At 41.2% G+C, this 26,537-nt stretch carries 26 protein-coding genes and 4 pseudogenes; 7 read left to right on the top strand and 23 right to left on the bottom strand.

Annotated features, from left to right (window positions below; genetic code table 11):
- Positions 1–92: 92 nt before the first annotated feature.
- Both ACN6MY_RS04305 and ACN6MY_RS04300 read right to left on the bottom strand, forming a co-directional pair.
- A complete protein-coding gene (locus tag ACN6MY_RS04305; protein WP_071351839.1) occupies positions 93–557 on the bottom strand; it encodes a phage tail protein in 465 nt (154 codons plus the stop codon).
- A 15-nt stretch (positions 558–572) separates the two neighbouring features.
- The gene (locus tag ACN6MY_RS04300) at positions 573–1,055 is read right to left on the bottom strand and encodes a GyrI-like domain-containing protein (RefSeq protein WP_419882885.1); all 483 of its coding nucleotides are present in this window, start codon (positions 1,053–1,055) and stop codon (positions 573–575) included.
- Positions 1,056–1,157: 102 nt separating this feature from the next.
- Between ACN6MY_RS04300 and ACN6MY_RS04295 the strand changes: the two genes are divergently transcribed.
- From ACN6MY_RS04295 to ACN6MY_RS04285, 3 genes and pseudogenes are all read left to right on the top strand, one after another.
- Positions 1,158–2,120 (top strand): helix-turn-helix transcriptional regulator, encoded by a 963-nt coding sequence (locus ACN6MY_RS04295; protein WP_419882884.1) that lies wholly within the window; start codon positions 1,158–1,160, stop codon positions 2,118–2,120.
- 393 nt (positions 2,121–2,513) lie between these two features.
- Positions 2,514–2,951: a VOC family protein gene (locus ACN6MY_RS04290; RefSeq protein ID WP_419882883.1), complete on the top strand. Its 438-nt coding sequence runs from the start codon at positions 2,514–2,516 to the stop codon at positions 2,949–2,951.
- An 85-nt stretch (positions 2,952–3,036) separates the two neighbouring features.
- Positions 3,037–3,474: pseudogene (locus ACN6MY_RS04285) on the top strand (zinc-binding dehydrogenase); the annotation flags it as partial.
- A gap of 238 nt (positions 3,475–3,712) precedes the next feature.
- Here the strand turns inward: ACN6MY_RS04285 and ACN6MY_RS04280 are convergent.
- Positions 3,713–4,807, bottom strand: a complete 1,095-nt coding sequence (locus ACN6MY_RS04280) for an L-dopachrome tautomerase-related protein (protein WP_419882882.1) — start codon at positions 4,805–4,807, stop codon at positions 3,713–3,715.
- Between the two features lie 275 nt (positions 4,808–5,082).
- On the opposite strand from ACN6MY_RS04280, the pseudogene ACN6MY_RS04275 reads away from it, so the two are divergent.
- Positions 5,083–5,246, top strand: a pseudogene (locus ACN6MY_RS04275) (3-hydroxyacyl-CoA dehydrogenase); the annotation flags it as partial.
- A 372-nt stretch (positions 5,247–5,618) separates the two neighbouring features.
- On the opposite strand, the gene ACN6MY_RS04270 reads toward ACN6MY_RS04275, so the two are convergent.
- From ACN6MY_RS04270 to ACN6MY_RS04245, 6 genes are all read right to left on the bottom strand, one after another.
- On the bottom strand, positions 5,619–6,812 hold the full coding sequence (locus tag ACN6MY_RS04270) for a PLP-dependent aminotransferase family protein (RefSeq protein WP_419882881.1): 1,194 nt from the start codon (positions 6,810–6,812) through the stop codon (positions 5,619–5,621).
- A gap of 123 nt (positions 6,813–6,935) precedes the next feature.
- The gene (locus ACN6MY_RS04265) at positions 6,936–7,757 is read right to left on the bottom strand and encodes an ABC transporter ATP-binding protein (RefSeq protein ID WP_419884068.1); all 822 of its coding nucleotides are present in this window, start codon (positions 7,755–7,757) and stop codon (positions 6,936–6,938) included.
- A gap of 1 nt (position 7,758) precedes the next feature.
- Positions 7,759–8,556 (bottom strand): ABC transporter permease, encoded by a 798-nt coding sequence (locus ACN6MY_RS04260; RefSeq protein ID WP_419882880.1) that lies wholly within the window; start codon positions 8,554–8,556, stop codon positions 7,759–7,761.
- 120 nt (positions 8,557–8,676) lie between these two features.
- Positions 8,677–9,660, bottom strand: coding sequence for an aliphatic sulfonate ABC transporter substrate-binding protein (locus ACN6MY_RS04255; RefSeq protein WP_419882879.1), 984 nt, complete (start codon positions 9,658–9,660; stop codon positions 8,677–8,679).
- Positions 9,661–9,687: 27 nt separating this feature from the next.
- Positions 9,688–9,837, bottom strand: a complete 150-nt coding sequence (locus ACN6MY_RS04250; protein ID WP_419882878.1) for a hypothetical protein — start codon at positions 9,835–9,837, stop codon at positions 9,688–9,690.
- A gap of 280 nt (positions 9,838–10,117) precedes the next feature.
- Positions 10,118–10,357, bottom strand: coding sequence for a hypothetical protein (locus ACN6MY_RS04245; protein WP_419882877.1), 240 nt, complete (start codon positions 10,355–10,357; stop codon positions 10,118–10,120).
- 284 nt (positions 10,358–10,641) lie between these two features.
- Between ACN6MY_RS04245 and ACN6MY_RS04240 the strand changes: the two are divergent.
- Both ACN6MY_RS04240 and ACN6MY_RS04235 read left to right on the top strand, forming a co-directional pair.
- Positions 10,642–11,037 (top strand): annotated as a pseudogene (locus ACN6MY_RS04240) (transposase).
- A pseudogene (locus ACN6MY_RS04235) lies at positions 10,991–11,296 on the top strand (hypothetical protein); the annotation flags it as partial. The pseudogenes ACN6MY_RS04240 and ACN6MY_RS04235, both read left to right, overlap by 47 nt.
- A 71-nt stretch (positions 11,297–11,367) precedes the next feature.
- Here ACN6MY_RS04235 and ACN6MY_RS04230 read toward each other — a convergent pair.
- The 4 genes from ACN6MY_RS04230 to rlmD form a co-directional block, all read right to left on the bottom strand.
- A complete protein-coding gene (locus ACN6MY_RS04230) occupies positions 11,368–11,556 on the bottom strand; it encodes a histidine kinase dimerization/phospho-acceptor domain-containing protein (RefSeq protein WP_419882876.1) in 189 nt (62 codons plus the stop codon).
- A 5-nt stretch (positions 11,557–11,561) separates the two neighbouring features.
- Positions 11,562–13,535, bottom strand: coding sequence for an EAL domain-containing protein (locus tag ACN6MY_RS04225; RefSeq protein WP_419882875.1), 1,974 nt, complete (start codon positions 13,533–13,535; stop codon positions 11,562–11,564).
- Positions 13,536–14,201: 666 nt separating this feature from the next.
- Positions 14,202–14,519: a hypothetical protein gene (locus ACN6MY_RS04220; protein ID WP_419882874.1), complete on the bottom strand. Its 318-nt coding sequence runs from the start codon at positions 14,517–14,519 to the stop codon at positions 14,202–14,204.
- 1,070 nt (positions 14,520–15,589) lie between these two features.
- Complete coding sequence (gene rlmD / locus ACN6MY_RS04215) at positions 15,590–16,963, bottom strand: 23S rRNA (uracil(1939)-C(5))-methyltransferase RlmD (protein ID WP_419882873.1); 1,374 nt, start codon at positions 16,961–16,963, stop codon at positions 15,590–15,592.
- 246 nt (positions 16,964–17,209) lie between these two features.
- On the opposite strand from rlmD, the gene ACN6MY_RS04210 reads away from it, so the two are divergent.
- The gene (locus ACN6MY_RS04210; RefSeq protein WP_090990934.1) at positions 17,210–17,425 is read left to right on the top strand and encodes a hypothetical protein; all 216 of its coding nucleotides are present in this window, start codon (positions 17,210–17,212) and stop codon (positions 17,423–17,425) included.
- Positions 17,426–17,479: 54 nt separating this feature from the next.
- Here ACN6MY_RS04210 and ACN6MY_RS04205 read toward each other — a convergent pair whose 3' ends face one another.
- The 10 genes from ACN6MY_RS04205 to gatC form a co-directional block, all read right to left on the bottom strand.
- Positions 17,480–18,193, bottom strand: a complete 714-nt coding sequence (locus ACN6MY_RS04205; protein WP_419882872.1) for an alpha/beta fold hydrolase — start codon at positions 18,191–18,193, stop codon at positions 17,480–17,482.
- A gap of 12 nt (positions 18,194–18,205) precedes the next feature.
- Positions 18,206–18,763, bottom strand: a complete 558-nt coding sequence (locus ACN6MY_RS04200) for a GNAT family N-acetyltransferase (protein WP_419882871.1) — start codon at positions 18,761–18,763, stop codon at positions 18,206–18,208.
- 170 nt (positions 18,764–18,933) lie between these two features.
- Entirely contained in the window at positions 18,934–19,491 is a 558-nt protein-coding gene (locus ACN6MY_RS04195; protein WP_419882870.1) for a TVP38/TMEM64 family protein, read from the bottom strand.
- 84 nt (positions 19,492–19,575) lie between these two features.
- The gene (locus ACN6MY_RS04190) at positions 19,576–20,376 is read right to left on the bottom strand and encodes a DUF4097 family beta strand repeat-containing protein (protein WP_419882869.1); all 801 of its coding nucleotides are present in this window, start codon (positions 20,374–20,376) and stop codon (positions 19,576–19,578) included.
- Entirely contained in the window at positions 20,369–20,929 is a 561-nt protein-coding gene (locus ACN6MY_RS04185; protein ID WP_419882868.1) for an HAAS signaling domain-containing protein, read from the bottom strand. The genes ACN6MY_RS04190 and ACN6MY_RS04185 overlap by 8 nt, the downstream gene beginning before the upstream one ends.
- Complete coding sequence (locus ACN6MY_RS04180; RefSeq protein WP_419882867.1) at positions 20,922–21,245, bottom strand: PadR family transcriptional regulator; 324 nt, start codon at positions 21,243–21,245, stop codon at positions 20,922–20,924. Before ACN6MY_RS04180 ends, ACN6MY_RS04185 begins: the two co-directional genes overlap by 8 nt.
- Before the next feature lie 208 nt (positions 21,246–21,453).
- The gene (locus tag ACN6MY_RS04175) at positions 21,454–22,368 is read right to left on the bottom strand and encodes a diacylglycerol kinase (RefSeq protein WP_071352899.1); all 915 of its coding nucleotides are present in this window, start codon (positions 22,366–22,368) and stop codon (positions 21,454–21,456) included.
- Positions 22,369–22,912: 544 nt separating this feature from the next.
- Positions 22,913–24,343 (bottom strand): Asp-tRNA(Asn)/Glu-tRNA(Gln) amidotransferase subunit GatB, encoded by a 1,431-nt coding sequence (gene gatB / locus ACN6MY_RS04170; RefSeq protein ID WP_419882866.1) that lies wholly within the window; start codon positions 24,341–24,343, stop codon positions 22,913–22,915.
- Positions 24,344–24,355: 12 nt separating this feature from the next.
- Positions 24,356–25,813: an Asp-tRNA(Asn)/Glu-tRNA(Gln) amidotransferase subunit GatA gene (gatA, locus tag ACN6MY_RS04165; protein WP_419882865.1), complete on the bottom strand. Its 1,458-nt coding sequence runs from the start codon at positions 25,811–25,813 to the stop codon at positions 24,356–24,358.
- A gap of 14 nt (positions 25,814–25,827) precedes the next feature.
- Complete coding sequence (gatC, locus tag ACN6MY_RS04160; RefSeq protein ID WP_071352931.1) at positions 25,828–26,118, bottom strand: Asp-tRNA(Asn)/Glu-tRNA(Gln) amidotransferase subunit GatC; 291 nt, start codon at positions 26,116–26,118, stop codon at positions 25,828–25,830.
- Positions 26,119–26,537: the final 419 nt, after the last annotated feature.

The following is a 26,537-nucleotide window of genomic DNA, read 5'->3' as shown; positions in this document are numbered from 1 at the left end:
CTTCTTCAGCGCGGAGTGCAGGCTGCAATGAATTTCTTTATCTTTATAAACAAGTTTATAGATTATAGAATAGAAGTATACCAAACGATCCCTTAATACTCTCCTTTAATTACAAAAAACGAGCCCCGGATAGTTCCGGCTAGCTTGGACTTTTGCCTGGCAAACTTAAACCTGCCTTCCAGTTCCTTTGGTATCTCCATCCCCTCAGAAAGCTTAAAGCCCACTGCCCGCTTCTTAGGATTATCAACCGTATACATAACGTTGACTGAGAGACCATCTTCATAAAAAACGTAGGCAAATCGGATATTTTCCACTTGAAACCTTGATGTTTCCAACGGTTTGGCCGCAAACTCTATGGCACGTTCTTCCTTTAAAATCATGTTCACATAATCAAGTGTCTCCTGGCTTTCGCTCGCTGGTACAACGGTAAATTCGTGTTTGTATTTGTTCATGAAGTAACGGGCTTCATTCGCGCGCAAACCGGCAAGGGCTTCTGCTGCAGGTGAGGATTCAAGTCCAGCCAAAGACACATTTTTAAAATCAACGATACAGGACATTTCCACCCCTCCTTTTTATGATTTTCTGACAACAGGAATCCACATTTCACCAACAATTATGCCGTTGCGCTTCTCCATCTCAACTGTAGTATTCGGCCCGCCGACATAGGCCACATTGGCTGCTTCTGGAAGGACCTGCCCAAAGGCAACCGCAGCCAGCTTGTTATTCAGATCATCTGCCGTCTTTCCTTCCCCTTTCACCACTACGTATTCTCCTTTAGGAAATTGAATCACTCTCGCTTCGTCGGGTGCTGTTCCTTCTGTCATGACGCCGGCGTAATGCATCATTTTGTTATTGACCGCTTCGTTTACAGCAAAAACTAAGTCATTTGCGGCCATGGATTTTAGCGTATCAAGCCTTCCATCCTGGCTGACGGCCTGCCAAAAGTCTGCCTTTTCCTTGTTTATGCCTGCATAGTCTGTGTAATTGCTCTTCAGCTCTGTTCCAAGACCGATTACGGTAAAGCCTTCTTTTTCTTCCAGCGTATAATTTGCCATTTTTATGACCTCTTTTCTACATTTTTTTATTTGTATTCTTCGCTTGATAGATATATCATATCCTTAAATCATGTCAAAAAATGATACCATTTAGGAGAGCCAATGAAAAAAGTTGAGCGCATCAATATCATTATGCGGTATATTAACAACCGCGCCCACTTTACCATTTCTGAAATCATGCGGGAATTTAACATCTCCCGTTCGACAGCGATTAGAGATATCAGAGAAATCGAGGCCATGGGCATGCCGCTTGTTGCTGAAGCTGGAAGGGATGGGGGTTATTTTGTCATGCATAACTCCGTCCTGCCCGATGTCCGCTTTACCAATCATGAGGTGAAAGCTCTTTTTATTGCCTTTATGGCAACCAGAAACCAGCAGCTTCCCTATTTAAAAAGCCGTCAGTCCTTAGCTGAAAAATTACTGGGACTTATCTCAGAAAACCAGCAGGATGACCTTGTTCTTTTGAACCAGATCCTGCTTTTTGAAGGGACCAATCCCCATAATCCCGACCTGCTTGATCTGTCAGACCTTCCCCATCCCATGCTTGAAACACTTATCCAAACCCTTCTTAAGGACAGTTATTTATTGATTACCGTCCAGGAAGAGAAGGAAATAAAGTCCTATCCGGTTTATCTCCTGCACCTTTACCGAGAAAAAAGTACTTGGCTGATTGAATGCTTTGACTTAAAGGAAGAAAAAAAGAAAATCATTCCAGTCGATCTCATCACCGATGTCAAACTCTACCCGGTGAAAAAAAGAGGAAGCAAGAAAAAAATACTGGAGAAACTAAGCAAGCAGGCAGAAGCAATTAACCTTGTACTTGAACTTGGACCAAAAGCGATTGCCCAGTTTAAAAAATACCATCCTTTTAAAATTTCAATATCTTATACGGACCCTTACCAGACCTCAGCTCTATTAAGGACTTTTGTTAATGTGAAAAATTCCGAAGAAGTGGCCGAAATCACCAGCTGGCTGCTTTTCCTGGGCAGGGATGTCAAAGTGAGGGAAATGCCGGAAGAAGTTTTGAAAGGCATTGAAGAGAGATTAGACTTATACAGGTCATGAAAAGGACGGCATCCAGGTGTTTCTTGCCGATTTTCTGTCTGCCGAAGAATCCATAGTCCAGCCAACACCATTTCTCTCCGGATCACCGCTGAGCAATTGTACCGGGAAGCGATCTTAAAGCATTTATTGCGGCAGACCTCAGCATTTCCATTCTCCCCAATTTAAAATGACGGATTATAGTAAAATCACCTAAATCCCCATCCAACCCTCCCAACCATTGCCTAGGTAGATGGAAGATATTTCTCTCCTGGTACGCAGAATTTCAAGGAGTATGTGCTGGACACATTCTTGAACATAAAAGGACAATTCGCTTCGGCTGAATTAAGAGGAAAACCAATATAGCATCGAGAATAAACCTTTAAGAAACCTGTGAAAACATTGGAGGAATAGAATATGAAGATTCATAGAATTGATCATGTAGGCATAACGGTAAATGATCTCTCAGCAGCTAAAGCGTTTTTTCTTGACCTTGGACTTAACGTGCTGGGGGAAGCAGATATGGAAGGCGAATTGGTGGAACGAATCATCGGTCTTCCTGGAGTTAGAGAAACAGTTGTCATGCTGGGGATGCCGGACGGCGAGGCAACGCTGGAGCTGGTTAAATTCCATACTCCGTCTGATGAAAATGGCACTCAGCCCTCTTTTATAAACACCTTGGGAATCCGGCATATTGCATTTGCTGTAGAAGATATTGAAGCTGTTGTCGCCAAGTTGAAAAAGAAAGGCACAGAACTTATTAGCGAGATACAAAACTTCGAAAACACTTATAAATTATGCTGCGTTCGCGGCCCAGAAGGGATTATTCTAGAGCTGGCGGAAAAGATTAAATAAAATTGATTTCAAAAAAGCACTGCGGTTGAAGTGCTTTTTCATTTGGACGGCACATCAGTACCGATGTTCCAGGTTTCCCCTGGTTTGGAGTGCTGACAATGCAGGCGTAAAGGATGGAGATACAGTTATTGTTCTTGGCTGTGGTCCGGTTGGCCTTCTTGCTCAAAAATTCTGTTAGCTAAAAGGAGCAAGGCGTGTCATTGCCGTAGATTATGTAGACAATCGTTTGCAACACGCCAAACGTACCAACAAAGTTGAAATTGTAAACTTCGAACACTTTGAAAATGCGAGAATGCATTTGAAAGAAATGACGAAGGGCGGAGCTGATGTTGTCATTAATGCAGTTGGTATGGACGGTAAAATGACTGATATAGAGTTCCTGGCGAGCGGAATGAAACTCCAAGGCGGAGCATTCCGTGCGTTTATCATGCCTTCACAAGCAGTGCGTAAAGGCGGGACAATCCAAGTTACAGGCGTTTACGGTGTCAGATATAATGGATTCCCAATGGGAGATATTATGAACTGAAACGTAAATATCCGTTCTGGACAAGCACCTGTGATTCACTATATGCCATATAGGTTTTAGATTTAAATAATATCAATACAGCATTGAACTTACCCACTTTATAAAATAAAATAGGAGCAGTTTAACAAACCTAAACTGTTCCTATTCTTTTATGAATAGAGCTATATTAAGCTAATTACGATCCATGCTTACCCGTTCAAATTTCACAAAAAAATGAACCAGCTATTTTTCATTATCAAATGGTAGGAGCAGGAAATTCATCAATTTTCATACGAAGTAAACTATAAGGTTTTTGTCGCAGGTCTTTTCCATAATGAAATCTTGCCTGCCGATGTAATTGGTTCACAATTACATATAAGTATTCATCCGGACCAATCGAAAAAGTATCCGGCCATAAAATTCTCGGATCATGTGCGATGGTTTCCATTGTGCCATTCGGCAATATCTTTCGAATACTATTGTTCTCATAATCTCCAGCATAAATGGCCCCTTTTGCATTTGTGATCATTCCATCAGACGCACCTTTTTCTCCCCAATACTCCACATGATAATGTAAATCCATGTCCGGTATATTTCTGTCTCTCAGGGCTTCTGTTGAGATCGAGAACAGATGACGACTGGTTAGTGGACAAAAAAATAATACCTTTCCATCAGGAGAAATCGCAATACCGTCAGACGCCAATCTAAATGGAGAAGTCTGGCCATCTTTATTTCGATTCATCAACACTTTTCCTTCTACTTTCGGTATAAAATAGGGATCGGGTGAAGTTGAATTTGCTCCATTTAACCGTCTAAACGCGTTTCCATTTTCTAAATCTACGACGATAATAGCTCCTGGTCCTTTGGAAGAAGAATCCGTTATATAGGCATAACCTGCGTTTCCAACACGAAAATCAAATCGGACATCATTCAGGTAAGTTGTTGGCAGGACAACATCTTCTGTAAAGGTATATACTCTTCTAATTGTATTGGTTTTTAAATCAACAGCGACTAATTTTGCCCCACCTTTAATAGGTTCAGAAAAATTGGGTGCCGCTGTATCTAATACCCAAAGCGTTCCCCTTCCATCCGCGACTACACTTTGGACACTGATGAAAGTCATTGTGATATTCTCGGGGTTAACCAAATTGGTCTCGTAACTAGGATAAGGCTGCAATTGATCCCCAACAATTTCGGCCACCGTAAATTTAACGACGTCTCCCCATTTCGGAAAGCAAATGAAAATACGACCGGTTTCTGACACACTAACACCCGTAGGCATAGCCCCATAAAATGCATAAACTAGTTCTAACTTACCGAAGTATTTTTCCATAGGTAACATTGGTTCCATGATATCCTCCTCACCAAATTCGAACCGGATATCACCTATATATGATTAAAATTTTTTCTCGTGCCTGGTTCTTACGGTGTATTTCTATTAAACGCGAAAAACGGAATAAAACAAACTGATGAAAGTGAATCGAAGGAACATATTCAATCACATTTTTCTCAGGAAACTTTTCCATTTTATTTTCTTATTTGATCGGCACTTCTGGAGGATATTTAAAAGTTTTGCTTAAGCTAAATTTTTTTACCCAAAGCACATTATTACTGCCCTGTTAGCCCGCTTATAATATTGCCCATGCAAAAGCGCAAGCAGGCAATCAAGAGTTTGAAAAATTGGCTAACTTACTGAAAACAGAGTATATCGATAAAGGAAAACTCGGAGTTCAAGTAGAGAAGGATTCTATACTTATCCTAATCCAAGTTTCGAAAAACCAGAGTTTTAAAAAGGCTCATAAACTTGTTCGGATATTAATTAACATAAAGAGCAGGAGGTGTCCCACAAGTGAAGTGAAAACACTTATGGCGACATCTCCTGCTTTTTTTATACGCGCTCGTTTAAAGCGATTACGCGCATCCTTTTGCTTGCTTCCCTGACTCTTTGTGAAAAAATCCATTTTGTTGCGAGTTCCAATCACCCATATATTATGACAATGGTCGATACGAAAAAAACTCGGGAATCGGAAAAGGATGTTTTCACTAAAACCAGGTCTGGATCGAAAAAGTATGTTGTAACAAAGGGATATTCATTTTAGGAATGATTTCAGCTTCAATCACTGCCATGATTAACCCAACTAACTATATTCCTTCAGGACAATTTATGAAGAAAAAGCTGTGATAAGCTGTCCCAGTCTTCGAATTCCCTCGATTATTTCTTTCTCATCGGCATAACTGAACGAGAGACGGAGAAACTCGGTTCCATCCGTTTGATCCAGGAAAAAGTACTTCCCCGGAACATACGAAATACCCTCTGCTAGAGCCTGTGATAATAATTGCGAAGTATCGGCACCCGGAATTCTCACCCATACAAAATAACCCCCATCTGGCACATACCAGGAAACGGATTCTGGGAGAAATTGTTCCAGCGAGCGGATTAACGCAGCACATTTAGCTCGATACACATCTTTTAAAAGACCGAGCCGTTTCTCAAGATCGGTGTTTTCCAAGTATACAGCCATTGTACTTTGAGCAAATGGATGGTCTAAATCCTTTTTAAACCATTCTAAAGCATTAATGAATTCACTTTCTCCTGCTACCCATCCGATCCGCATTCCTGGCGCCACTACCTTGGATAATGAACCAACGTGGAGGACCCGTCCGCTTTTATCAAAAGACTTGATTGGTTGCGGACTTTTACCGAAGGATAATTCTCCATATGCATCATCCTCTAGAATGAGGAAATCAAACTTGATGGAAAGCTCCAATAAATGCCTCCGTCGTTCAGTTGTCATGGTCGTCCCGGTTGGATTTTGAAAGGTTGGGATGGTATATAGGATACGCGGGAGGGTGAGGCCTGTACGTTTCCTTTCATCCAGCATTTCTTCTAATCGGGATGTTTGGAGTCCCTGCTCATCTATTGGTATACTAATAATCTGATTCGTATAGTTTTGAAAAATCTCCAAAGCCTCCATATAGGTGGGAGATTCTACCGCCACGACCGCTTTATCATCAAGGAGAATGCGGGCAATAAGATCAATCGCCTGGCAAGCGCCTGATGTAATCAAAAGTCCTTCTTCCAGAACGCAAATTCCACGCTCTGCCAATCTTTTATGGATTTGCTGCTTTAGTCTTTCAATTCGTGGGCTTCCGAGATAATGGAGCGGCAAATCCTGCTCCTCATCCAGAAGTCTGGCTACTGCTCCCTTTATCTCCACAGCGGGAACGAGAGCAGGGTCCGGATAGCCTGAACTCAAGCGAATGCAATCATCTGGCATATCTGGCATCCATGCACCAGGCGGATCATTCTTAAGTGCCGCTTTAATGTTTTTAGAAAAAAAAGATTCAACATTCACTTTGACCATACACCTTTCCGTCCATCGAACCTTGATTGATTCTTTCAAACTTTTACAGGTAACTTCTTATTTTATGAGACAAATCATTTGCACAGATAATGATCAATCTTTTGTAGAACACCCTTAAATTGATTTTAAACTTTCTTCTCTGATGAGAGACAACAATTCCTCTTTATATTTTGCAAATTCCGGAGTCCCTTTTACACTGAACTCCCTTGGCCGCTCCAATGTAATAGGAACTTTTTTCTTTAAGCGCCCAGGCCTTGCGGTCATCAAATAAACGGAATCTGCCAGAAAGATGGATTCATCTACGTCATGAGTGATAAAAAGAATCGTTTTTTTAGACTCATCCCATGCCTTTAACAACACTTCCTGCATGATGTTCCTTGTTTGAGCATCCAATGCGCCAAAAGGTTCATCCATTAATAGAATCTTGGGATCGTTGGCTAAGGCACGAGCGATGGCCACACGTTGTTTCATGCCGCCTGATAATTGTATCGGATAATGTTTTCCAAAGTCATCCAATCCAATCAATTGCAGGTAATGCCTTGCCACATCGTCTCGTTCTTTTTGGGATACACCTTTCAATTTCAAACCGAAAATAATATTTTCCTTCACGGTTAACCATGGAAATAATGTATACGATTGAAACACCATGCCCCGGTCAGGCCCGGGACCATTGATTACCTGGCCATCCAACAGCACTTGTCCAGAAGTGGCTTCTTCCAACCCCGCAACAATACGGAGAACGGTCGATTTCCCGCAACCAGAAGGTCCTAAGATGGTTACAAACTCCCCTTCGTTTATCGTAAAGGTGGTTTTTTCCAATGCTGTCGTCTCACCGCTTTTTGTTTTGAAAATTTTCCCGACATCTTTAATTTCTAACTTTGGAGTACCCCTTTGAGGTGTATTTATTTCCATATTTTCCGCTGCAAGTGTGACCATCTTATAAACCATCCTTTCTCATCCATGAAAACGAAGCTCGATAAATGGCTTTAAAGACCATATCTGTCAAGAGTCCCAATAAACCGATGGTTATTATGCCGACAATAATTTTATCTGGCTGCAAGAAACGGGAGGCCTGCATAATCATATAACCTAAACCACTTGATGCTCCGACAATTTCGGCAACCACTAAATACGTCCAGGCCCAGCCGAATGTAATGCGAAGCGTATCGACGATTCCAGGTAATGACGCAGGCAGAATCACTTTCGTAAATACTTGAACCCTTTTCGCTCCTAATGTATAGGAAACCTCAACTAATTCATTTTGGACATTTTTCGTTACATCCATGATCATGAGGGTCAATTGGAAGAAGGTTCCCAGGAAAATAACGCTCATTTTCTCTGGTTCACCAAGACCTATCCATAAAATTAATAATGGAATAAAGGCTGAAGCCGGCATATAGCGAATAAATCCGATAATAGGTTCAAATGCACCTTCCATGAATTTTAAGGAGCCCATCAAAATTCCTAAAGGGATCCCAATAATGGCGGCAACCAGAAATCCGGCCAACACCCTTGTAAAACTAATGCCGATATTGGAAAGAAGATCTCCATGGAACAGTAATTCAACGGCCGTTGCTAATACTGCCGTCGGCGTTGGTAAAAATAATGGATTCACGATTCCGCCATAGCTTAGGAATGACCAAATGGCCAAAAATAAAATAAACGTAACCAATCCTGCTGAGGTATAAAGCCTTTTTGGTATTTCTTTATTTGGCGTAAACAATTTTGCTAGCATTAAAATCACCCAATTCTATCAATCTTTTAAAAGAAGCCTGACAATAAGACCATGTCATATTGTCAGGCTCTAAAATTAATCACCAAGGTTAAAACGTACAAAACCAGAAACGGTTATCCATTATTGGAAGCTTGGGTTTATAATGTCTTCCACTTTCGGTTCTGTTTTAATGATACTGTGCTCTTTGTAAAATTTAATCGCATTATCTGTTGATTGATAGATGGGGCCTTTGTTGCTTTCTGATCCAAATAATTGTTGGTTATCCTCTTTTGTATAAAACTTCAAGCCCTCTTCAGTAGCCACGAATTCTTTTGTATCTATTTTAAGACCTTTTGCCATGATCTCATCCGCTTCTTCTTTATGCTCTTTCCAATAATCCATCGCTTCACCCATCGCCTTTACAAATGCTTTCACATCATCTGGGCGTTTTTTTATAATGTTTTCTTTAAAGCTAATGGTATCGACAATAATTCCAGGTAAATCTTTCGTCGTCAGTAGAATTTTCCCTTTTGCTTGTGACCCTTTTGATAACCAAGGCTCCCACGTCACGGCTGCATCCACTTTGCCGGCAGCAAATGCTGCACCAGCATCACCCGCAGACATTTGGACAACTTCCACGTCTTTTTCCGTCAAGCCACCTTGCTTTAACGCGGTTAACGCAAGCATATGGCTTGTTGAACCGACTTCAAAGGCCATTTTTTTCCCCTTTAAGTCTTTTATATCTTTAATTCCATTTTTCACAAGAATTCCATCGCCGCCATGAGAATCATCCAATACCCAGACAACATTGACTGGAATTTTAGCGTCTGCCAATGTTACTTGAACATCCAGAGCCGTGGCCATTCCATCAATTTTCCCGCTGGCTAACGCTTGTTTACGTTCTGCCAGTCCTTCTACAATGGAAAGGTCCACATCGATGCCATTTTTTTCGAAAAATCCTTTTTCTTTTGCTAAAAATAACGGTCCATACCCTGTCCAGGTAGGCAAGGTCACTCTCAATGGCTCAGACGGCTTTTTTGTGCTGCCAGAAGATTGTTCTTTTCCACAAGCAGCCAGTGCAAATACCAACAATAAGGAACATAACATAACCAACCACTTTTTCACGGATATTTCCCCCTAGTTATGTAAGCATTAATAAACTAACAACATTTCATTTTCAATTTTATCAGCGTGGCTCACTGCCGATATCACCATTTCGGGTGTTACCTCAAATGTCATATTCGCCATATCTTCAATAGTAACGGTAATATCCCCCAGCTGCTTCCATTGATCATCCGTCAAGCCCTTGATCCCCAGCTGCTTTAATGTAAGGGGAGTCCGACTTCCTAGTAATAACGAACTACCGTTTTCACTTCTTCATCGCCCGCACCTTCCATACAAAGCTGGGCCAGTATCCCAAAGGCCACAATTTCGCCATGATAGGCTTGGTGAACTTCAGGAAAGATTGTCAAACCCGAGTAAATGGCATGTACAGCCGCGGCCCGGCAATCATCGCCGCCGTAGCCACTTACACTTCCGCTTACTAAAGTAACCGCATCGACGATATCCTCAAATTCTCTAGTTAATCTTTGATTTTACTATCAATATTAGTTGTAGAGGATTCACCACCGTACCAAAAAGATTGCATCAAAGTAATTCCTTGCTCTGATAAACTCTTCCTTAAAGTCCCTTCTACAATGTCCCGACTTGTGTGTCCTCCGATAATCACTGCAGTCTTTCCGAATTTTTTTATGAATAAACCCCAAATTGGATAATAATCCCGCTTCCTAACAAATTGAGCTGGGCCAATTGCAACCTTCAAACACAATTTCCCCTTCTTGTTTATACATAAATATTAATTCTATTTTATTAATATAAATGTTTGTCTTTTTTATGTCAATATAATTCAAAATATTCCGATATCTCATTCTCATGACATTTTTCCTAATCCTTTTTACTACAATGTCCGGCACTTTACCTCTAACAAGAATTGTCTTTCAACTATAGAAAAGGACTCCGTTAATGGGGCTGTTGACAATCTAAAAGGAATTTCCTGAATCTGTATAGGATCTTTTCTATACAGATTTTTTATTGGAGGGAATTTCTATGATGGGACGCAACGATGAGTACCAGAGCAAAATGGAGTTTATTGATTTGAACGATTTTGTTCCTGCTAATCATATTCTCCGTTTGAGAATGGAGAATATTGACTTCTCTTTTATATACGATAAAATGGAAAGCTTCTATTCAAAAATGGGTAGAAAATCTTTGGATCCCGTCCTCCTTTTCAAGATGTTGCTTATCGGCTATCTTTTTAATATTGATTCAGAACGCGAACTTGAATAAGAGGTTCGTTTAAATCTTGCTTATAGATGGTTTTTAGGGATGGATCTATCGGACAGAATTCCGGACCACTCTACCTTTAGTCAAAATCGGCGAAGACGTTTCAAAGACAGTGCCGTGTTTCAAGAGATCTTCGATCATATTGTTTCACAGCATTGAAAAAGGCTTGGTCACAGGTGAAACCATTGTGACAGATTCTACCCCTATAAAAGCTAGTGCTTCTAAGGATCGTGTGAAAAAGGTTGAGAAGACTCCTCAAGAGTATTTAAATACTCTTGAGGAGGAGGCAAAAAGGCTTGAAAAAGAACTGCAGGAGAAAAGAGAAAGCGCTGGCCGGAAAAAAATATTGATAAAAGAGAATATTGAACATATTATTTCTAGTTCTTATGTAAGGGCTAAACAAACAGTAGAAGGTTTATCAAAACATATACATAAAGAAATTGAAGTTGATTCCCGTTTTAGAGAGAGGGATTTAGCAGCAAGGGATCATCATTTCGAAAGACCAATTTGGGGCTTTGCAAGGGTTAAAAATTCTCCCACAATACTTTCTATTCTTTTAATTTCTGATAGTATCACGTCTGTAAAGAAAGGCTTATCCAATTCCTTTTGTAATAGTTGAACAAAGCCTTTTATCGAAGTAAGTGGATTTCTTATTTCGTGTGCGACTCCTGCGGCCAATTGACCTACAACGGATAGTTTTTCTGATAATCTTCCGCTTTCTTTCGTTCTGAAATATCTCGACCTACAATTACAATAGATGTTATTTCTTCCTGCTCATTTAGTACAGGAGTACCGCAAGATTCCACATACACCCATCCACCATTGGAATGTTTATATCGGTATTCAACTTGACGAGGTGTTTTCGTAGAAATCACTTGAGAAAATTGTTCTTGTGTTTTTGATATATCGTCAGGATGCATTAATTCATAAAATAAACTACCTTTATAAATGCTTGGTGAAAATCCTAATACAGATTCATGCGAAGGAGAGGCATATTGAATAACACCGTTTGTATCTATCACTCTAATTAAATCTTGCATATTTTCTGCAATGAGTCGGTACTCCGATTCGCTTTTTCGGAGAGCTTCCTCTGTCTGCTTTCTTTTTGTAATATCATGATACATCATCAAGAACGAAGGTTTATCATCATGGTCAATCGTGATTCCTGTTACTTCGACATCAATTAACGTACCGTCAAACCGTAAGATTTGTTTTTCAGTAGGAGGTACAGACATTCCTATTTGATTCAGTTCTTTTATTCTTTTTTCAATGATTCGAACAGATTTTGGGTCAAAGTAATTCATAATAGATTTGCCTATCAAATCTTCTAATGAAGATGCACCTAATATTTCGATACAAGCAGGATTCGCATATTGGATAAATCCACGATGGTACACTATAATCGGTTCAGGAGAAAATTCCACCAACCTTCTATACTGTTCTTCAATCTTTTTTCTCTCTGTAATATCTACACAAGAACCGATGACTTCAACTACTTCTCCCCCTCTTCGGATAGGACGTAAAGAGGCAAAATACCAAATCCCATTGAGATGTCCTTCATATGTAACGTGTTCCTCGCCTTCCCACACTCTGCTATAATATGGCAATTTACTTCCAACATCATGGTATGGGATAAAATCCTGGAGTTCTCTTCCTATAATTTGTTCAGGGGTAAAACCCATTCGATACACCAATTCACCATCACATAAGGTATGAATATACTTTCCTTTTTTCTTAATAAACTTAAGAATCATCCCTTGTTGCTGTCGGACGGTATCCCTGAATTCTTGACGTGTATTTTCTAACTCCTTTTCCAACCAATTTTGTTTACTTACTTCTTGCGGAATCCCTTCACGCTGAATAATTTGTTCTATCTTATCATAGTTATGAACGAATTCATCTGGTGGCAAAGGTCTACTAAAAAAGTATCCTTGCCCTTTATTACAAAAATTTTGTTGTAGAAAAATCAAATGGTCTCTGGTTTCGACCCCTTCTGCAACTACTTCCAATTTTAATTCGTTAGAAATGGCAATGATGGCTTTAGCAATCGTGGCATCTTTGGAGTCTAACGTACAATCACGAACAAAACATTGGTCTATCTTGATTGTATCAATAGGAAATTCTTTTAAATAATACAAAGAGCTATAACCTGTACCAAAGTCATCCAAACTAATTTTGATACCAATACGTTTTAAATCACGTAAGATAGGAAGAACGGAATCAACATCCATCATCATACTCTCGGTAATTTCAATTTCCAGGTATTCAGGAGATAGTTTCGTTTCTTTTAAAATAAGTTGAACCGTTTCGACTAAATTCGGTTGAAAAAACTGACGTGCAGACAGGTTGACTGACATAACAACAGGAGGCAAACCCATTTCCTTCCATGCCATGTTTTGCTCACAAGCAGTTCTTATAACCCATTCACCAATGGGTAGAATCAGCCCAGTTTCCTCTGCGACAGGAATAAATTCTAATGGGGGGACAATCCCTTTCTCCGGGTGTTCCCAACGAATCAATGCCTCTACCCCTGTAATTGTCCCTGAATTCAAATCGAGTTTTGGTTGATAATAGAGTCTAAACTCTTTATTTTCAAGTGCATGACTGAGTTCATGCTCCATTTGTTTTATTTTATATGAATTGTGTTCTTCTAACATAATTACACCCCAAAATACCGAAACCTGTTTGATAGTTCATTTCCAACCCTTTTCTTTAAGAATTTTTAAGGGCTTATCGTTTTCGGTCTTATATTTTTTCTAAATCTATTATTCAATTAGAATAACTTTTCAAACGACTTGTGTAATTGCAAATATTTAGTGTATTATTTAGAATATATTATATTATTTTACATTTTTCGGCAATATCCCACATAAAATATACATAATATTTATTATCAGTTGAGGCTTTCTGGGATAAAAAAAGAACCGCCCCTTTAGACGGTCTTTCATTTCTTTTTAAATGACAATGTAGTTTGTTTCCGTTCTACTCTTTTATTCTGAATATAGTCATTTACATCTTTTGAAATGGTTGAATTTATTTCTTTTGCTATCATATTCAGCATTTTCGCTACGTCAGCCACTTGCCCCATATCCAATTAAGGGAATGGTTCCATAACCTGTTGTTTCGTAGCTTCTCTATTTAGGTAAAGTTTGATTTCTTTCAGTTGAAGAGCGATTCGTAAAGATAGTTCAGCAGTTTGAATTCTGTAACTGGTTCTCCATTTTGGAGATAATCCAATTCCTTTCTTAATTCATTTTAAAATTTATTGTAATCCATGTTAATACCTTCTCATCTTTATTATGCTGATTCGATGTGAGGTCTTCTTATAGATTCAAGTTTGCATCATGTCTTTTTCTTATATACCATTCCATATTTTCTATCATGTTTTTTAAAGTATCAAAGGAATCTGGAGAAGAAACTTGTTCCTCTCTTCTAAAAGAATTCACATCATTTTGTTTAAAATGGTAATTAACGAAAATAATCGTGCCAATTCCAAAACCAATATAGATATTTAGGAAGTAATTTTCTTCCACGTAGTTGTAATCACCAAACACCGTAGTCCCCATAGCCTTATATTTATTTACTTCTGCTTCAAATAACTCTTTGGACTTTATCTGGAACTCTTCTGCTGGTATAGCCACTTGATTCACCTTCTTAATATTTATATGATTGTAATTAATATTTTCGATAATTCTCTCTTCGGTTCGACAAACGGTTTCCGATAGACATTCAATTTGTATAGAAATAATAGAATGTCTTTTCCAGTAAAACAACTTTTTCAAAAAAGAATAATAACTCAATTGTTTTATCTTCTTGCTCCGGTTTGTGTTTATAACCATTTTAAAATCAATTAAGGCTACGCAATACTACTCATTTGATTTATCTCTGCTTCCAGCTCATAACTTGCAAATATTGCGAATAATCAATTTTTTAAATACCGTTGATTATAAGCAAAATAAAAAGGTGCTGAGTATAGTCATTGCTATATTTCAACACCTTGACTTAAATCATTAAGTTTTGATTTTTTCTCCATCAATTTGAACTTATTACATATGCTAAACAAATGGCTTCCCTCCTACTTAATCAATGTTTTAATTATAACGCCTTTCTGGATATTTAATCCACTATCCTTCCCCTATCTTTTTCCCTTAATTCTAAAAAAGAGAAACTGTAGAGATTCTATTTCTAAAAAAATAGTTAACAATTATTTGTTTCTCTTTCCTGTTCTAACTATGTTCAATAAAAATAATGTCCTGCTACTCCACCCCTCCCCACCTCGCATTTTTACGCCACCTAATTTCTACCATTTAAAATAAAGTTCAGCACAAATCACTCATTTTCCCGATTTTCTTCTCACTTTTTTATCCCTCAACATTATTATTTATGATAATAAAGTCGTGCTATTCCCGCTTTTCTTCCTGCCTTTTTCTCCTGCTTTTTCTCGCTCTTTTTTCAGGCTTTTGGGGTTCGTAAGAACCCCTCACACTTTTATTCAAATGTTGATAGGACAGGGTTTTTCAGGCTTTTTCAGGCTTTTTCAGGCTTTTTCTTCTTATTTTCAACCAAGCAAAAAAGGATAGGAATCCTGTTCCCATCCTCTTTTTCCTGCATTCTTTTCAAACCTTTATCCACACTTTTCCCACAGGAATATCAGAACTTTGTTTTGATTTTGCTATGGCTTTGTTATGAATGTCAGGAGTTTATTATGGCTTTACATCTTTAAAATGAGTTGCGAGATACACTCGACGTGCGTAGTCTGCGGAAACATATCTACAGGCTGCACTTCGATTGTTTTATATCCTCCGTCTTCTAGGATACGCAGATCGCGGGCTAGTGTGGCCGGGTTGCAGGAGACGTAGACGACTTTTTTGGGCTTCATTTGTATGATTGTGTTTAGGAGTGCCTCGTCACAGCCCTTGCGCGGCGGGTCTACGACAAGGACATCTGCTGTGTTGCCTTCTTCATACCATGCTGGAATGACCTTTTCTGCTTCGCCGACTGCGAATTCAGCGTTTGTGATGCCATTTAGCTCTGCGTTTCTTTTTGCATCAGAGATGGCTTCCGGCACGATTTCCACACCGAAGACTTTCTTCGCTTTTTGGGCAAGGAAAAGTGAAATGGTACCTATGCCGCAGTAAGCGTCAATAACGGATTCTTCCCCTGTGAGCCCTGCATATTCCAGGGCCTTACTGTAAAGAACCTTTGTCTGATCCGGGTTCACCTGGTAAAAAGAACGTGCAGATATAGCGAATTTCACGTCTCCAATATAATCGTAAATAACCTCACTGCCCCACAGCACTTTTGTTTTCTCGCCTAATATGACGTTTGTTTTTTTGGAGTTGATGTTATGGACGATGGATTTTACCTTTGGCAGACGTTTGATGATTTCTTCGACGATTTTATTTCTTTGCAGAAGCTCTGATGTTCTCGTGATGATCACGACCATAAGCTCGCCTGTTTCTTTGCCGTACCGGGCCATAATATGTCTGAGAACTCCTCTGTGGGTTTGTTCGTCATAGGCCGGAATTCCGAGTTCGCTGCAGATTTCCTTCACAGTCTGGACAGCCTCGTTAATGACAGAATCCTGGATCAGGCTTTCATTCGTATCCACGATTTCATGAGTGCGGGGTTTGTAGAAGCCTGCTATCAGCTCTCCGTCTTTTTCGCCGACCGGCACCTGGGCTTTGTTTCGGTAATGCCAGGGATGCTCCATGCCTAAGATGGGGTGAATGGCAACATCATCAAGCTTGCCGATCCTGGCGAGAACCTGCTTCACCTGGTTTTCCTTAAACTTCAGCTGGCCTTCATAGCTGATATGCTGAAGCTGGCTGCCGCCGTATTTATGGTTTTCCTCAACCGGAATATGGACACGGAATGGACTTTCTTCATACAGCTCAAGAAGCCTGCCGAACGCATAGCCGCTGTTCACCTTGATTATCTTGATTTTTGCTTTTTCTCCAGGAAGTGTGTTTGGAACAAATACCGGATAGCCATCGATCTTGGCTACGCCTGCTCCGTCATGCGTCAGATCCTCGAATACTGCATCTATTGTTTCATTTTTAGCAACTGGTGCTGTTTTTTTCATGTTATACGTCCTTTTCTATTGAAATGCAAAGCACATCTTCTATGCTTAGGCAAGTGTTTGTCCAGCTTCAAATAGTTTATCATAATTACCCGTTTTAAAACAAAATCCGCTTTATTTTCCTCACATGCGGCCTTATTTTTTCATAGGATAATAATAAGCCATTTTTTCAGCCATTCCTTAGTCCCAGCTTGTATAAATTGCTTATTTTTGAAACAAAATAAGAAAAAAACAGTTGAGGTGAACAGAATGGGATTATTCAGTGCGATTGCTTCATGGAATGCTGCCCGTCAGGCGAAATTTATCTCTGAGATGGAATCCAAAGGCTGGTGCCCGGATTGCCGTGGAAAAGGCTTTAGCGCCTATGCACCGAATGAGTATTACTATAACAGTGTATTAGACTGTCCAGGCTGTGACGGAACCGGCAGTTATGCCAGCTGGTCTGAAACGAACGGGTTAAGCTAAAACGCGATCATGCCATGAAAAAATACGGCCGGAAACCGTATTTTTTTGTTGCAGTCAGTTTTCTATTTCCTGAAAAAAATCATCCAATGCATGTACAAACTCCTCTGCAACAGGTTCTTCCCCATCTTCATCCAGAATACGGATCCTACCATCCGGCACCGCTGCCAGGTATTCTTTTGCCCCTTCCTCAGTAAGTCCTGCTTTGCCGCTGCTGCTGCGCAGAATCAATACGGGGAAGTCCATATTTTTCAGATCCTCAAGAAAGCTGACCTCCTCGGAATCCTTTTCAATTTCCTTTAATGTTTCCATCGTCATCCGGTCAAGCACATTTCCGTGACGGCCTGGGATTTTAGCAAAAAACTCACTCCACCCCTCCTGAAAATCCAAAGATACTGCAGGATAATCTCCGATAATAATGCCGCTGATCTGGCTCATATGATCTGCGGCATAGCGAAGGCTGTAGATGACTCCGGTTGCATAGCCAAACAGCACAAATTTGCCGATATCCACATGATTGATCACACTGCTGATATCCTCTGCATGGTCACGAAGCGTATAACCATGATGAGGCGTATCGCTTTGGCCCCTGCCTCTCATGGTGATCACAATGACCCGTCTCGGTAGCAGCGCCTCAAGAATATCACTGTAATCCTCTCCTGTTTCAGCCAAGCCGGGAACCATCACTAGCGGGATGTTTTCATTGGATGAACCTGTGTTATCCAAATAATGTATCCGTACGTCTCCGTTTCTCACCCAGCCCTCAAGCATGCTTTTGCCTCCTTAAAGAGTTTTTACCATATATTCATAACTGTGATGATTGATTGTTATAACCTTTGAAGTAGTGTAGCCGAGCCTGCTATAAAGCCGGCGAGCTTTTATATTTTCCTCTTCCACATTAAGGGATATGGTTTTAAAGCCTTTTTCCTTAGCCAGCCTTTCCGATTCTGCCACAAGGCATGTTCCTATCCTTTTCCCCCAATACGCAGGGTTTACACTCAATGTATCAATATAATAATCTTCCTCTTCCGCTTCCTTTTCAACAGCACCATTTGTGCTTCCTGCTGAATGTAAATGAGCGATAATCGGTGCATCTAGCTCACTTGCATCACTTCCATGATAGGAGATAATAATGCCGGCGGCCCCTCCCTCAATTTCTGCCACAAGCGTATTGCGGTAACTTAGCCTATTTACTTCCTGAGAGAAATAATGACGCAGCACACTTCTTATTTTCTCTTCCTCCGTTTCCCCTGTCAGTGCCTCCGCAATGTCCTTGATGGCCAGGTGAATCAGTTCTGCAGCCTGTGCTGCATCTTCCATTCTTGCTTGTCTGACTAGCATGCCCTTCTCTCCTTTTTATTCGTTTTCTCTACTTTAACATAGTTAAAATGGGAGAAAAAAATTTAATCAAACGTTTGATTAAATGTGCTGTAATCCTTTTATATAAAGAAACAGCTCTGCATCTTCTGCAGAGCTGCCTTTCTTCGGTTCTTTATCACATAATAATATGTTTAGCGCTGGCCGATCACTTTCCGAATTCTAGCCGCGGCCAAAAGTATGGCAAGTATGTAAAGGCCAACAAGAATCAGTATCGGCCAATTTCCTTTTTCGAGCTGATTTCCTGCAAGGGTAAATGTCAGCATGGCCGGCAGCTTACCAAGCAAAGCAGCAAGAAGAAAGGTACTCGTTTTTATTCCGGAAAGTGCCGCTCCGAGATTAATCACAGCTGAAGGAAATATGGGCAAAAGCCTGGCAATCAAAAGAGAAAGAAAGGCATTATTCTCGATAACATGAAGCAAGGCATCTGCTTTCTTATATTTTTTAATCATCCCATATGCTTTATTGCGGAATAGGAAGCGTGACAGTATAAACATCAAAAGTGCGCCAAAAACCGCTCCGCCCCAGCTGATCAGAAAGGCGGGCCAGAATCCGAAAACGGCCCCAATTGCACCAGCCGCAGCCGGTATCGGCATAGCAGGAATGAAGGCAAGGACCATCATCAGCAAAAAGCTGAGAACTCCTGACCATAACGTCCCCTCCTGCAGAAACAGCAATATATCTTTATCCATTTGTCTTCCTTTCTATCCTGGGCATTAGATCCATTATACAAAGAAACTGCAGGCATATCCCGCAGTCTTTTAATTCTATGAAAATTACTTTTTCACTTCAATACTTCCATTATTCGTTGTGAGCCTGATTTTATACTTTCCGCTGCCAAGTACGGCATCATGCTGATACTTATCCAGGATGTTGATTTTGCCGTTATCGGCTCTAACTTGGAAGGATGCATTTCGGGGTTCTTTTTCCGTTTTGATAGAAATTTTGCCATTATCGCAATCAAGTGTGATGTTGCGTTCAAGGTCGCTAGCAATCATCTTGATTTCCCCGTTATTTGCCGTTGCTTTAACATCGCCAGTTACTTTATCAAGAAACAGCCTGCCATTATCCGCAGAAATGGCCGAATTTTTCGCGTTGATGTTCTTCAGGTCGACATATCCATTGTTCACTTCCAAATCCAATCTGTCCGCCGTCATGTCTTTTGCCTTAATAAGTCCATTATCATTATGAACGGTAAGGGATCGGTATGGCTTTTGCGGGATATACACCTTCAGCTTTAAAGAAGTAAAGGTAAAGTCAAAGTTGAAAAACTTCCTCTGCTTTTCTTTTACTTTGATTTTCAGTGTGGAGCCTTCTTTTTTCATGGTAAAGTCAAGCTGCTGCTGATCGGAGCTTTTGCCGCTCAGTACCGCTTTTGCCGGGCCAGAAGGAATAGGCTGAATTTCAACTCCGGCATTGTCTGTATCAATGACCACGTTTTTGTAGCTTGAGTCTGATGCTGTTTTGTTCTGTGAAATCCGGACTTCGCTGCCTGATTTATAAGTTAAAAGTGCCCCTGCAATTCCGATGGCCAAAAGAAGGACTGCCAGTATACTTAGTTTTTTTATTTTACCCACGATTCAGACCGCCTTTCACAACAGAAGCATTGAATTTCAAATAACGGATCAGACCACGGACCAATGCATATGTTGCGTAGTACATGCCAATCATAATGAATAACCCGGCACCGCATAATCCAATGGAAAAGAATAAATCATACCATTCGAAGGTTCCCCGGTACACCGCTGCACTCGCTAGAACCATAAGGGGGCTGAGAACAAAAGCTGCTCCTGAAACCCATCCAGCGGCCATTGCAACTGCTATGCCAATGACCGGCCCAAGGATAAACACGATATTGAAAAATCCAAGCCCGAGCGCAGCCCAGGTTGCCCGAAGGATATTTCCGGTTGTAACCTTCTTTTCAGCCTTTCCTATATGATAAGAAGCAAGCAGCTCCTTGGCGTTTTGCTGGGGTGACCCAAGTGAAGCTGAAATCCGCTCCTCACTTTTGCCTTCCTCGATTCCGTTTGCGAAGTGTTCTTCATAATCCCAAAGGATATCCTTTCTCTCATGAGCAGGGAGACGCTTCAGGGCCACATCCAATTGATGAAGATATTGTTCTTTATTCATTGCTCACACCTTCTTTAATCAATGTATTGACTCCATTTGTAAATTCATTCCACTCTGCTATCAGCTCTTTCAAATAAGTACGCCCTTTATCCGTCAGCTTATAGTATTTCCGTGAGGGACCCTCGCTAGATTCCTGAAGGTATGTCGTGAAATACTCTTCCTTTGTCAGTCTTCTCAGCAGGGGATACACAGAGCCCTCTGAAATTTCTATCTGATCAGATATTTTTTGCACAAGCTCATAGCCATAGCGGTCTTTTTTATCTAAAAGCACGAGCACACATAACTCCAAGACGCCTTTTTTAAATTGTACGTTCACCCTCCACACCCCTTATCGCCTTTTTACTACTATACATTGTATGGTACTGTTCCATGATATGTACCTCTGATTCACAATATACCACCCACTATTGTTTATTGCAAGGTACTAAATTATATTTTTTACATATTTATCCGAAATAGGTTACGGAAACAGTCTACATATAAAACCCCCTAAGACATCTGTCCTAGGGGGTTTAGTTTCAGCATTATTGATTAGCCGGATCATCAGCAAGCTTGCCTTTTGGCACAAACACATTGAAATGGCGGTACTGGTTCACAAATTCTGCAGGTGCAAGCCCGCCGAATTCACCATCCAGATTCAGCTGCATCTTATCCTTTGTAATGACTTTTATTCTGTTGGCTTTGGCATAGATGACATTCCGGTCATTCACATGCTCGCCGCGGATGGCCAATGAAGCGATTCTGATGAAATCAGCCAGGTTGGTTTTCTTAAGAATCAGCATGGTGAACATTCCGTCATTCAGCGAGGCATCCGGGGCAAGCCTTTCAAAACCGCCGACTGAATTTGTATTTGCCACTAAAAACAGCATAATTTCGCCTTCGAAGATTTTTCCGTCATATTCAATGCTAACTTCCGTCGGCTTGATGGACGGCAGCATCTCAATACCTTTTAAGTAGTATGCAAGCTGTCCGATCATTGTCTTCAGCTTGCTTGGCACTTCATATGTGAGTTCAGTCAGGCGTCCTCCGCCGGCAATATTTATAAAGTATTTTTCGTTCATTTTCCCGATATCTATGGGCATGGTATGGCCAGCTGCAATAATATCCACAGCATTTTCGATAGACCTTGGCACATGGATGGCGCGTGCAAAGTCATTGGTTGTCCCAACCGGAATGATTCCAAGATTAGGACGCACCTCAGCATCGGCAAGCCCATTAACAACCTCATAAATCGTGCCGTCGCCGCCTGCTGCAATTACCGTATCATAGCCCCGCTCAATGGCAATCCGTGCAGCATTCGTGGCATCACCCTCACACGTCGTGGCGTGGCAGGAGGCCTCATAGCCTGCCATTTCAAGCTTTGCCAATACTTGCGGCAAATGCTTCTTGATTGCTTCCCGGCCTGAAGTCGGGTTGTAAATCAATCTTGCTCTTTTCATTTCCATCATCCTATTTTCAAAATCAAGACTTAGTCTTTTTTATGGTAACGATTTACATCTAAAAATGCAATGTCCGCTGTTAACCAGCCTATGCTGACCCCGTGTCTCTTTGTCCATCTGAAAAAATATCCTGTTTAAAGATTTTCATCCGCTCATTTACGCTTTTTTAAAATCAGCATTCCCGCTAAAAATTATACTGTATTTTACTCCATAACTCCAGTTCAAGCAATGATTTAAGGATGTGGAGGCATCACCGGATCTCTTTAAGAAGCAGCTGGATGAATAGGCGAGGTTTAATTTGCATGATTTGTGGTGAAAAAATCTTGGAATAATGTCTTGAAATATATTAAAAATGAGGAAATACTTCGTAAAGAATGGAATGGGTTTTGCTCATGTCGAATGCTGCCGCCTTCCAATTTTTCAGCAGGCTTATATGATGAACCTGAATGTGGACGGAGGCCCATCTAACATGGATTTGCAGAGCCTTTCAAAAAAAGCTGTCATGAAGGTTTTCACACCTTTCATGACAGCTTTTTTGCTGCTCTTATCGTTTATTAATTTCCTCAACTAGAATCTTATTCACCAGCGGCGGATTCGCCTGTCCTTTAGTCGCTTTCATGATTTGGCCGACAAGGAAGCCGATTGCTTTATTTTTACCATTCTTGAAGTCCTCAATCGATTGCGGATTGCTGTCGAGCGCCTCACCGACGATCTTGCGTAGGGCCCCTTCATCAGAAATCTGGACAAGTTCCTTTTCCTTTACGATTTCTTCTGCGTTTCCGCCTTTTTCGACCAATTCCTTGAAGACCTGCTTGGCAATCTTTGTGGAAATTGTGCCATTTTCAATCAGCTTGATCAAGCCTGCAAGCGATTCAGAAGTCAGTGCAGCTTCATGCAGTTCTTTTCCTTCTGCGTTCAAGTATGCGGATAGTTCGCCCATGATCCAGTTGGAAGCAAGCTTCGGATCAGTGCCGAGCGCTACAGTGTCTTCAAAAAAGTCTGCTGTTTCCTTTGTTACGGTCAAAACTGCCGCATCATATGCAGGCAATCCGAATTCCTCTGAATAGCGTTTTTTCCGCTGATCTGGAAGCTCCGGAATTTCAGAGCGGATCCTATTTTTCCAATCTTCATCAATAAAGATGGACAATAGATCAGGCTCCGGGAAGTACCGGTAATCATCTGACCCTTCCTTCACACGCATTAACAGGGTTTTACCCGTACTTTCATCAAACCGGCGTGTTTCCTGTTCAATGGCGCCTCCGGATGATAAGATCTCTTCCTGGCGCTTCTCCTCATACTCCAGCCCTTTACGGACAAAGCTGAACGAGTTCAGGTTTTTAAGCTCTGTTTTGGTGCCTAGCTCAAGCTGGCCAACTGGACGAAGAGAGATATTGGCATCACAGCGCAGAGAGCCTTCCTCCATTTTACAGTCAGACACTCCAGTATACTGAATGATGGATTTTAGTTTTTCCAGATAGGCATACGCTTCTTCCGGAGTCGAAATGTCAGGCTCAGAGACAATTTCAACCAGCGGCGTCCCCTGGCGATTATAATCACAAAGCGAATAACCGTCACCAGTATGTGTCAGTTTACCTGCATCTTCTTCCATATGGATCCTTGTGATGCCGATTTTCTTTTTCTTTCCGCCAGCTTCAATTTCGATCCAGCCATGCTCGCCGATCGGCTTATCAAATTGGGAAATCTGATATGCTTTCGGATTGTCCGGATAAAAGTAGTTTTTACGGTCGAATTTCGTTTCTTCGGCAATTTCACAGTTCAAAGCCATTGCAGCCTTCATTGAAAAGTCCACAGCTTTTTTATTGATTACTGGAAGCACGCCCGGATAGCCTAAATCAATCACGCTTGTATTAGTGTTCGGTGCAGCGCCAAAGTGGTTTGGGCTGTCCGAGAAAATTTTTGAATTTGTTTTAAGCTCTACATGTACTTCAAGGCCAATCACTGTTTCAAATTTCATCACGTTCACCCCTTACAATTGCGGTAATTTTTTATAAAAGTCTCCTGCCTGTTCAAAGGCATGCGCCACTCGGTACACCGTGCTTTCATCAAAGTGCTTTCCGATAATCTGAAGCCCAAGAGGCAGTCCGCCGGCAAAGCCGCACGGTACGGAAATGGCAGGAACTCCCGCCAGGTTCACAGGGATGGTCAAAATATCATTAGCATACATGGTTAATGGATCATCCGTCTTTTCGCCAATCTTAAAGGCCGGAGTCGGAGTGGTCGGCCCGACAATCACATCATATTTTTCAAATACATTTTCAAAATCCTTTTTAATCAGTGTGCGCACTTTTTGAGCCTTTTTATAATACGCATCATAGTACCCCGAGCTTAGGGAGAAGGTTCCAAGCATGATCCGGCGCTTCACCTCATCTCCAAAGCCTTCAGAACGTGTCTGCTTGTACATTTCAAGCAGGTTCTGTGCTCCATCTGTCCGGTAGCCGTATCTGACGCCGTCAAAACGGGATAGGTTGGCTGATGCCTCAGATGAGGAAAGCAGATAATAAGCGGACAGCGCATATTTAGAATGCGGCAGCGACACTTCCTCCCACTTGGCGCCAAGGCCCTCTAATACCTTAAGAGCTGCTAAAATGGAATTTCTCGCTTCTTCTCCAACACCCTCGCCCAGATATTCCTTAGGAACGGCGATTTTCAGGCCCCTGATATCTCCAGTCAAAGAAGAGGAGAAGCTTGGCACATCCACATTTGCAGAGGTTGAATCCATGTGGTCGATGCCTGAAATGGCTTCAAGCAAATATGCATTATCCTCAACCGTCCTTGTAACAGGACCAATTTGGTCTAGTGAGGAAGCAAAGGCTACAAGGCCGAAACGCGACACTCTTCCGTATGTAGGCTTTAGGCCAACAACTCCGCAGTAGGCTGCAGGCTGGCGAATTGATCCGCCCGTATCAGATCCTAAGGAAAATAGGACTTCTCCTGCTGCAACCGATGCTGCAGATCCGCCTGAAGAGCCACCCGGGACATAATCCGTATTCCATGGATTGCGGGTAACCTGGAAGGCGGAATTTTCATTGGAGGAGCCCATCGCAAACTCGTCCATATTCAGCTTCCCAATCGTGATCGTTTCCGCTTTTTTCAGCTTTTGAACGACTGTGGAATCATATATCGGATTAAAGTTTTCAAGAATTCTGCTTCCGCTCGTAGTGCGCAGGTTTTCTGTCACGATATTATCTTTGATCCCGATCGGCAAGCCGAAAAGGTTTCCATGATCTTTTCCTGATGCTATTCTTTCATCTATTTCCTTCGCCTTGCTGCGGGCATTTTCTTCATCAAGTGTTAAAAAGGCCTTAATTTGACCATCCACCTGCCCGATTCTTTCAAAAGATTCATTCACAAGTTCAGAGGCTTTAATTTCTTTCCTATGTAAAAGCTTGTGAAGCTCTGGTACACCATGCTGAAACAATGACATCCTTTTTCCCCTCCTTAATCCATAATGGACGGAACCCTTATGTGCCCATCCTTGCTGTCTGGTGCATTTTTCAGCACCTTATCAATCGGCAAGCCTTCTTTCGCAATATCCTCTCTCATGACATTGGACATTTTCAGCACATGTGAAGTTGGTTCGACATTTTCTGTATCGAGCTCATTCAGCTGCTCTGCAAAAGAAATCATAGTATCAAGCTGCTTCTGAAATTGAACAGCTTCTTCCTCAGAAATAGCGAGCCTTGCCAGATGTGCCACATGCTTGACCTGATCCATTGTAATCCGTGACATCTTTCCACCTCCGGAAATTAATAAAAACAGCACCTCAACCGTGCTGATGCCCCAATAAAGGGGAGGCTTCGCATCCCCTGATTGAAAAAATCGGCTCTTAATGAAAAGGGCCGATGGTCATTCATAATGATTCTGCAAAAGCCTGGTTTTTATCTGTTTGAACATTCTTTTAAATCATATCAGACTATATTGCATTAAAGCAACAATAGTTAGCATAGGAAAACAGATCTTCACCATGCTTCCGCTTTCATTTTCAGTAATGAACGGTTTCATAGTATGGGCATGTATAATTCCCGCCTGTTCGGCATCAATCTGCCCAGCCTTCCTATATGAAAAAAACAATGTCTGTATCCGTAAACTTTGCTGCTATGGAACTAGTTGGTTGATTTCCGCTTCGGGATGCTCGCTTTCCGCGGGGC

Source organism: Peribacillus sp. B-H-3, assembly GCF_048572925.1.
In the GTDB taxonomy this organism is placed as follows: Bacteria; Bacillota; Bacilli; order Bacillales; family DSM-1321; genus Peribacillus.
This window is presented reverse-complemented; position numbering and strand designations above follow the sequence as displayed.

Coding starts and splice junctions, on each gene's coding strand:
- ACN6MY_RS04305 (WP_071351839.1), bottom strand. CDS start 557: ATGTCCTGTATCGTTGATTTTAAAAATGTGTCTTTGGCTGGACTTGAA.
- ACN6MY_RS04300 (WP_419882885.1), bottom strand. CDS start 1,055: ATGGCAAATTATACGCTGGAAGAAAAAGAAGGCTTTACCGTAATCGGT.
- ACN6MY_RS04295 (WP_419882884.1), top strand. CDS start 1,158: ATGAAAAAAGTTGAGCGCATCAATATCATTATGCGGTATATTAACAAC.
- ACN6MY_RS04290 (WP_419882883.1), top strand. CDS start 2,514: ATGAAGATTCATAGAATTGATCATGTAGGCATAACGGTAAATGATCTC.
- ACN6MY_RS04280 (WP_419882882.1), bottom strand. CDS start 4,807: ATGGAACCAATGTTACCTATGGAAAAATACTTCGGTAAGTTAGAACTA.
- ACN6MY_RS04265 (WP_419884068.1), bottom strand. CDS start 7,757: ATGGTCACACTTGCAGCGGAAAATATGGAAATAAATACACCTCAAAGG.
- ACN6MY_RS04260 (WP_419882880.1), bottom strand. CDS start 8,556: ATGCTAGCAAAATTGTTTACGCCAAATAAAGAAATACCAAAAAGGCTT.
- ACN6MY_RS04225 (WP_419882875.1), bottom strand. CDS start 13,535: ATGTTAGAAGAACACAATTCATATAAAATAAAACAAATGGAGCATGAA.
- rlmD (WP_419882873.1), bottom strand. CDS start 16,963: ATGAAAAAAACAGCACCAGTTGCTAAAAATGAAACAATAGATGCAGTA.
- ACN6MY_RS04210 (WP_090990934.1), top strand. CDS start 17,210: ATGGGATTATTCAGTGCGATTGCTTCATGGAATGCTGCCCGTCAGGCG.
- ACN6MY_RS04205 (WP_419882872.1), bottom strand. CDS start 18,193: ATGCTTGAGGGCTGGGTGAGAAACGGAGACGTACGGATACATTATTTG.
- ACN6MY_RS04200 (WP_419882871.1), bottom strand. CDS start 18,763: ATGCTAGTCAGACAAGCAAGAATGGAAGATGCAGCACAGGCTGCAGAA.
- ACN6MY_RS04195 (WP_419882870.1), bottom strand. CDS start 19,491: ATGGATAAAGATATATTGCTGTTTCTGCAGGAGGGGACGTTATGGTCA.
- ACN6MY_RS04185 (WP_419882868.1), bottom strand. CDS start 20,929: ATGAATAAAGAACAATATCTTCATCAATTGGATGTGGCCCTGAAGCGT.
- ACN6MY_RS04175 (WP_071352899.1), bottom strand. CDS start 22,368: ATGAAAAGAGCAAGATTGATTTACAACCCGACTTCAGGCCGGGAAGCA.
- gatB (WP_419882866.1), bottom strand. CDS start 24,343: ATGAAATTTGAAACAGTGATTGGCCTTGAAGTACATGTAGAGCTTAAA.
- gatA (WP_419882865.1), bottom strand. CDS start 25,813: ATGTCATTGTTTCAGCATGGTGTACCAGAGCTTCACAAGCTTTTACAT.
- gatC (WP_071352931.1), bottom strand. CDS start 26,118: ATGTCACGGATTACAATGGATCAGGTCAAGCATGTGGCACATCTGGCA.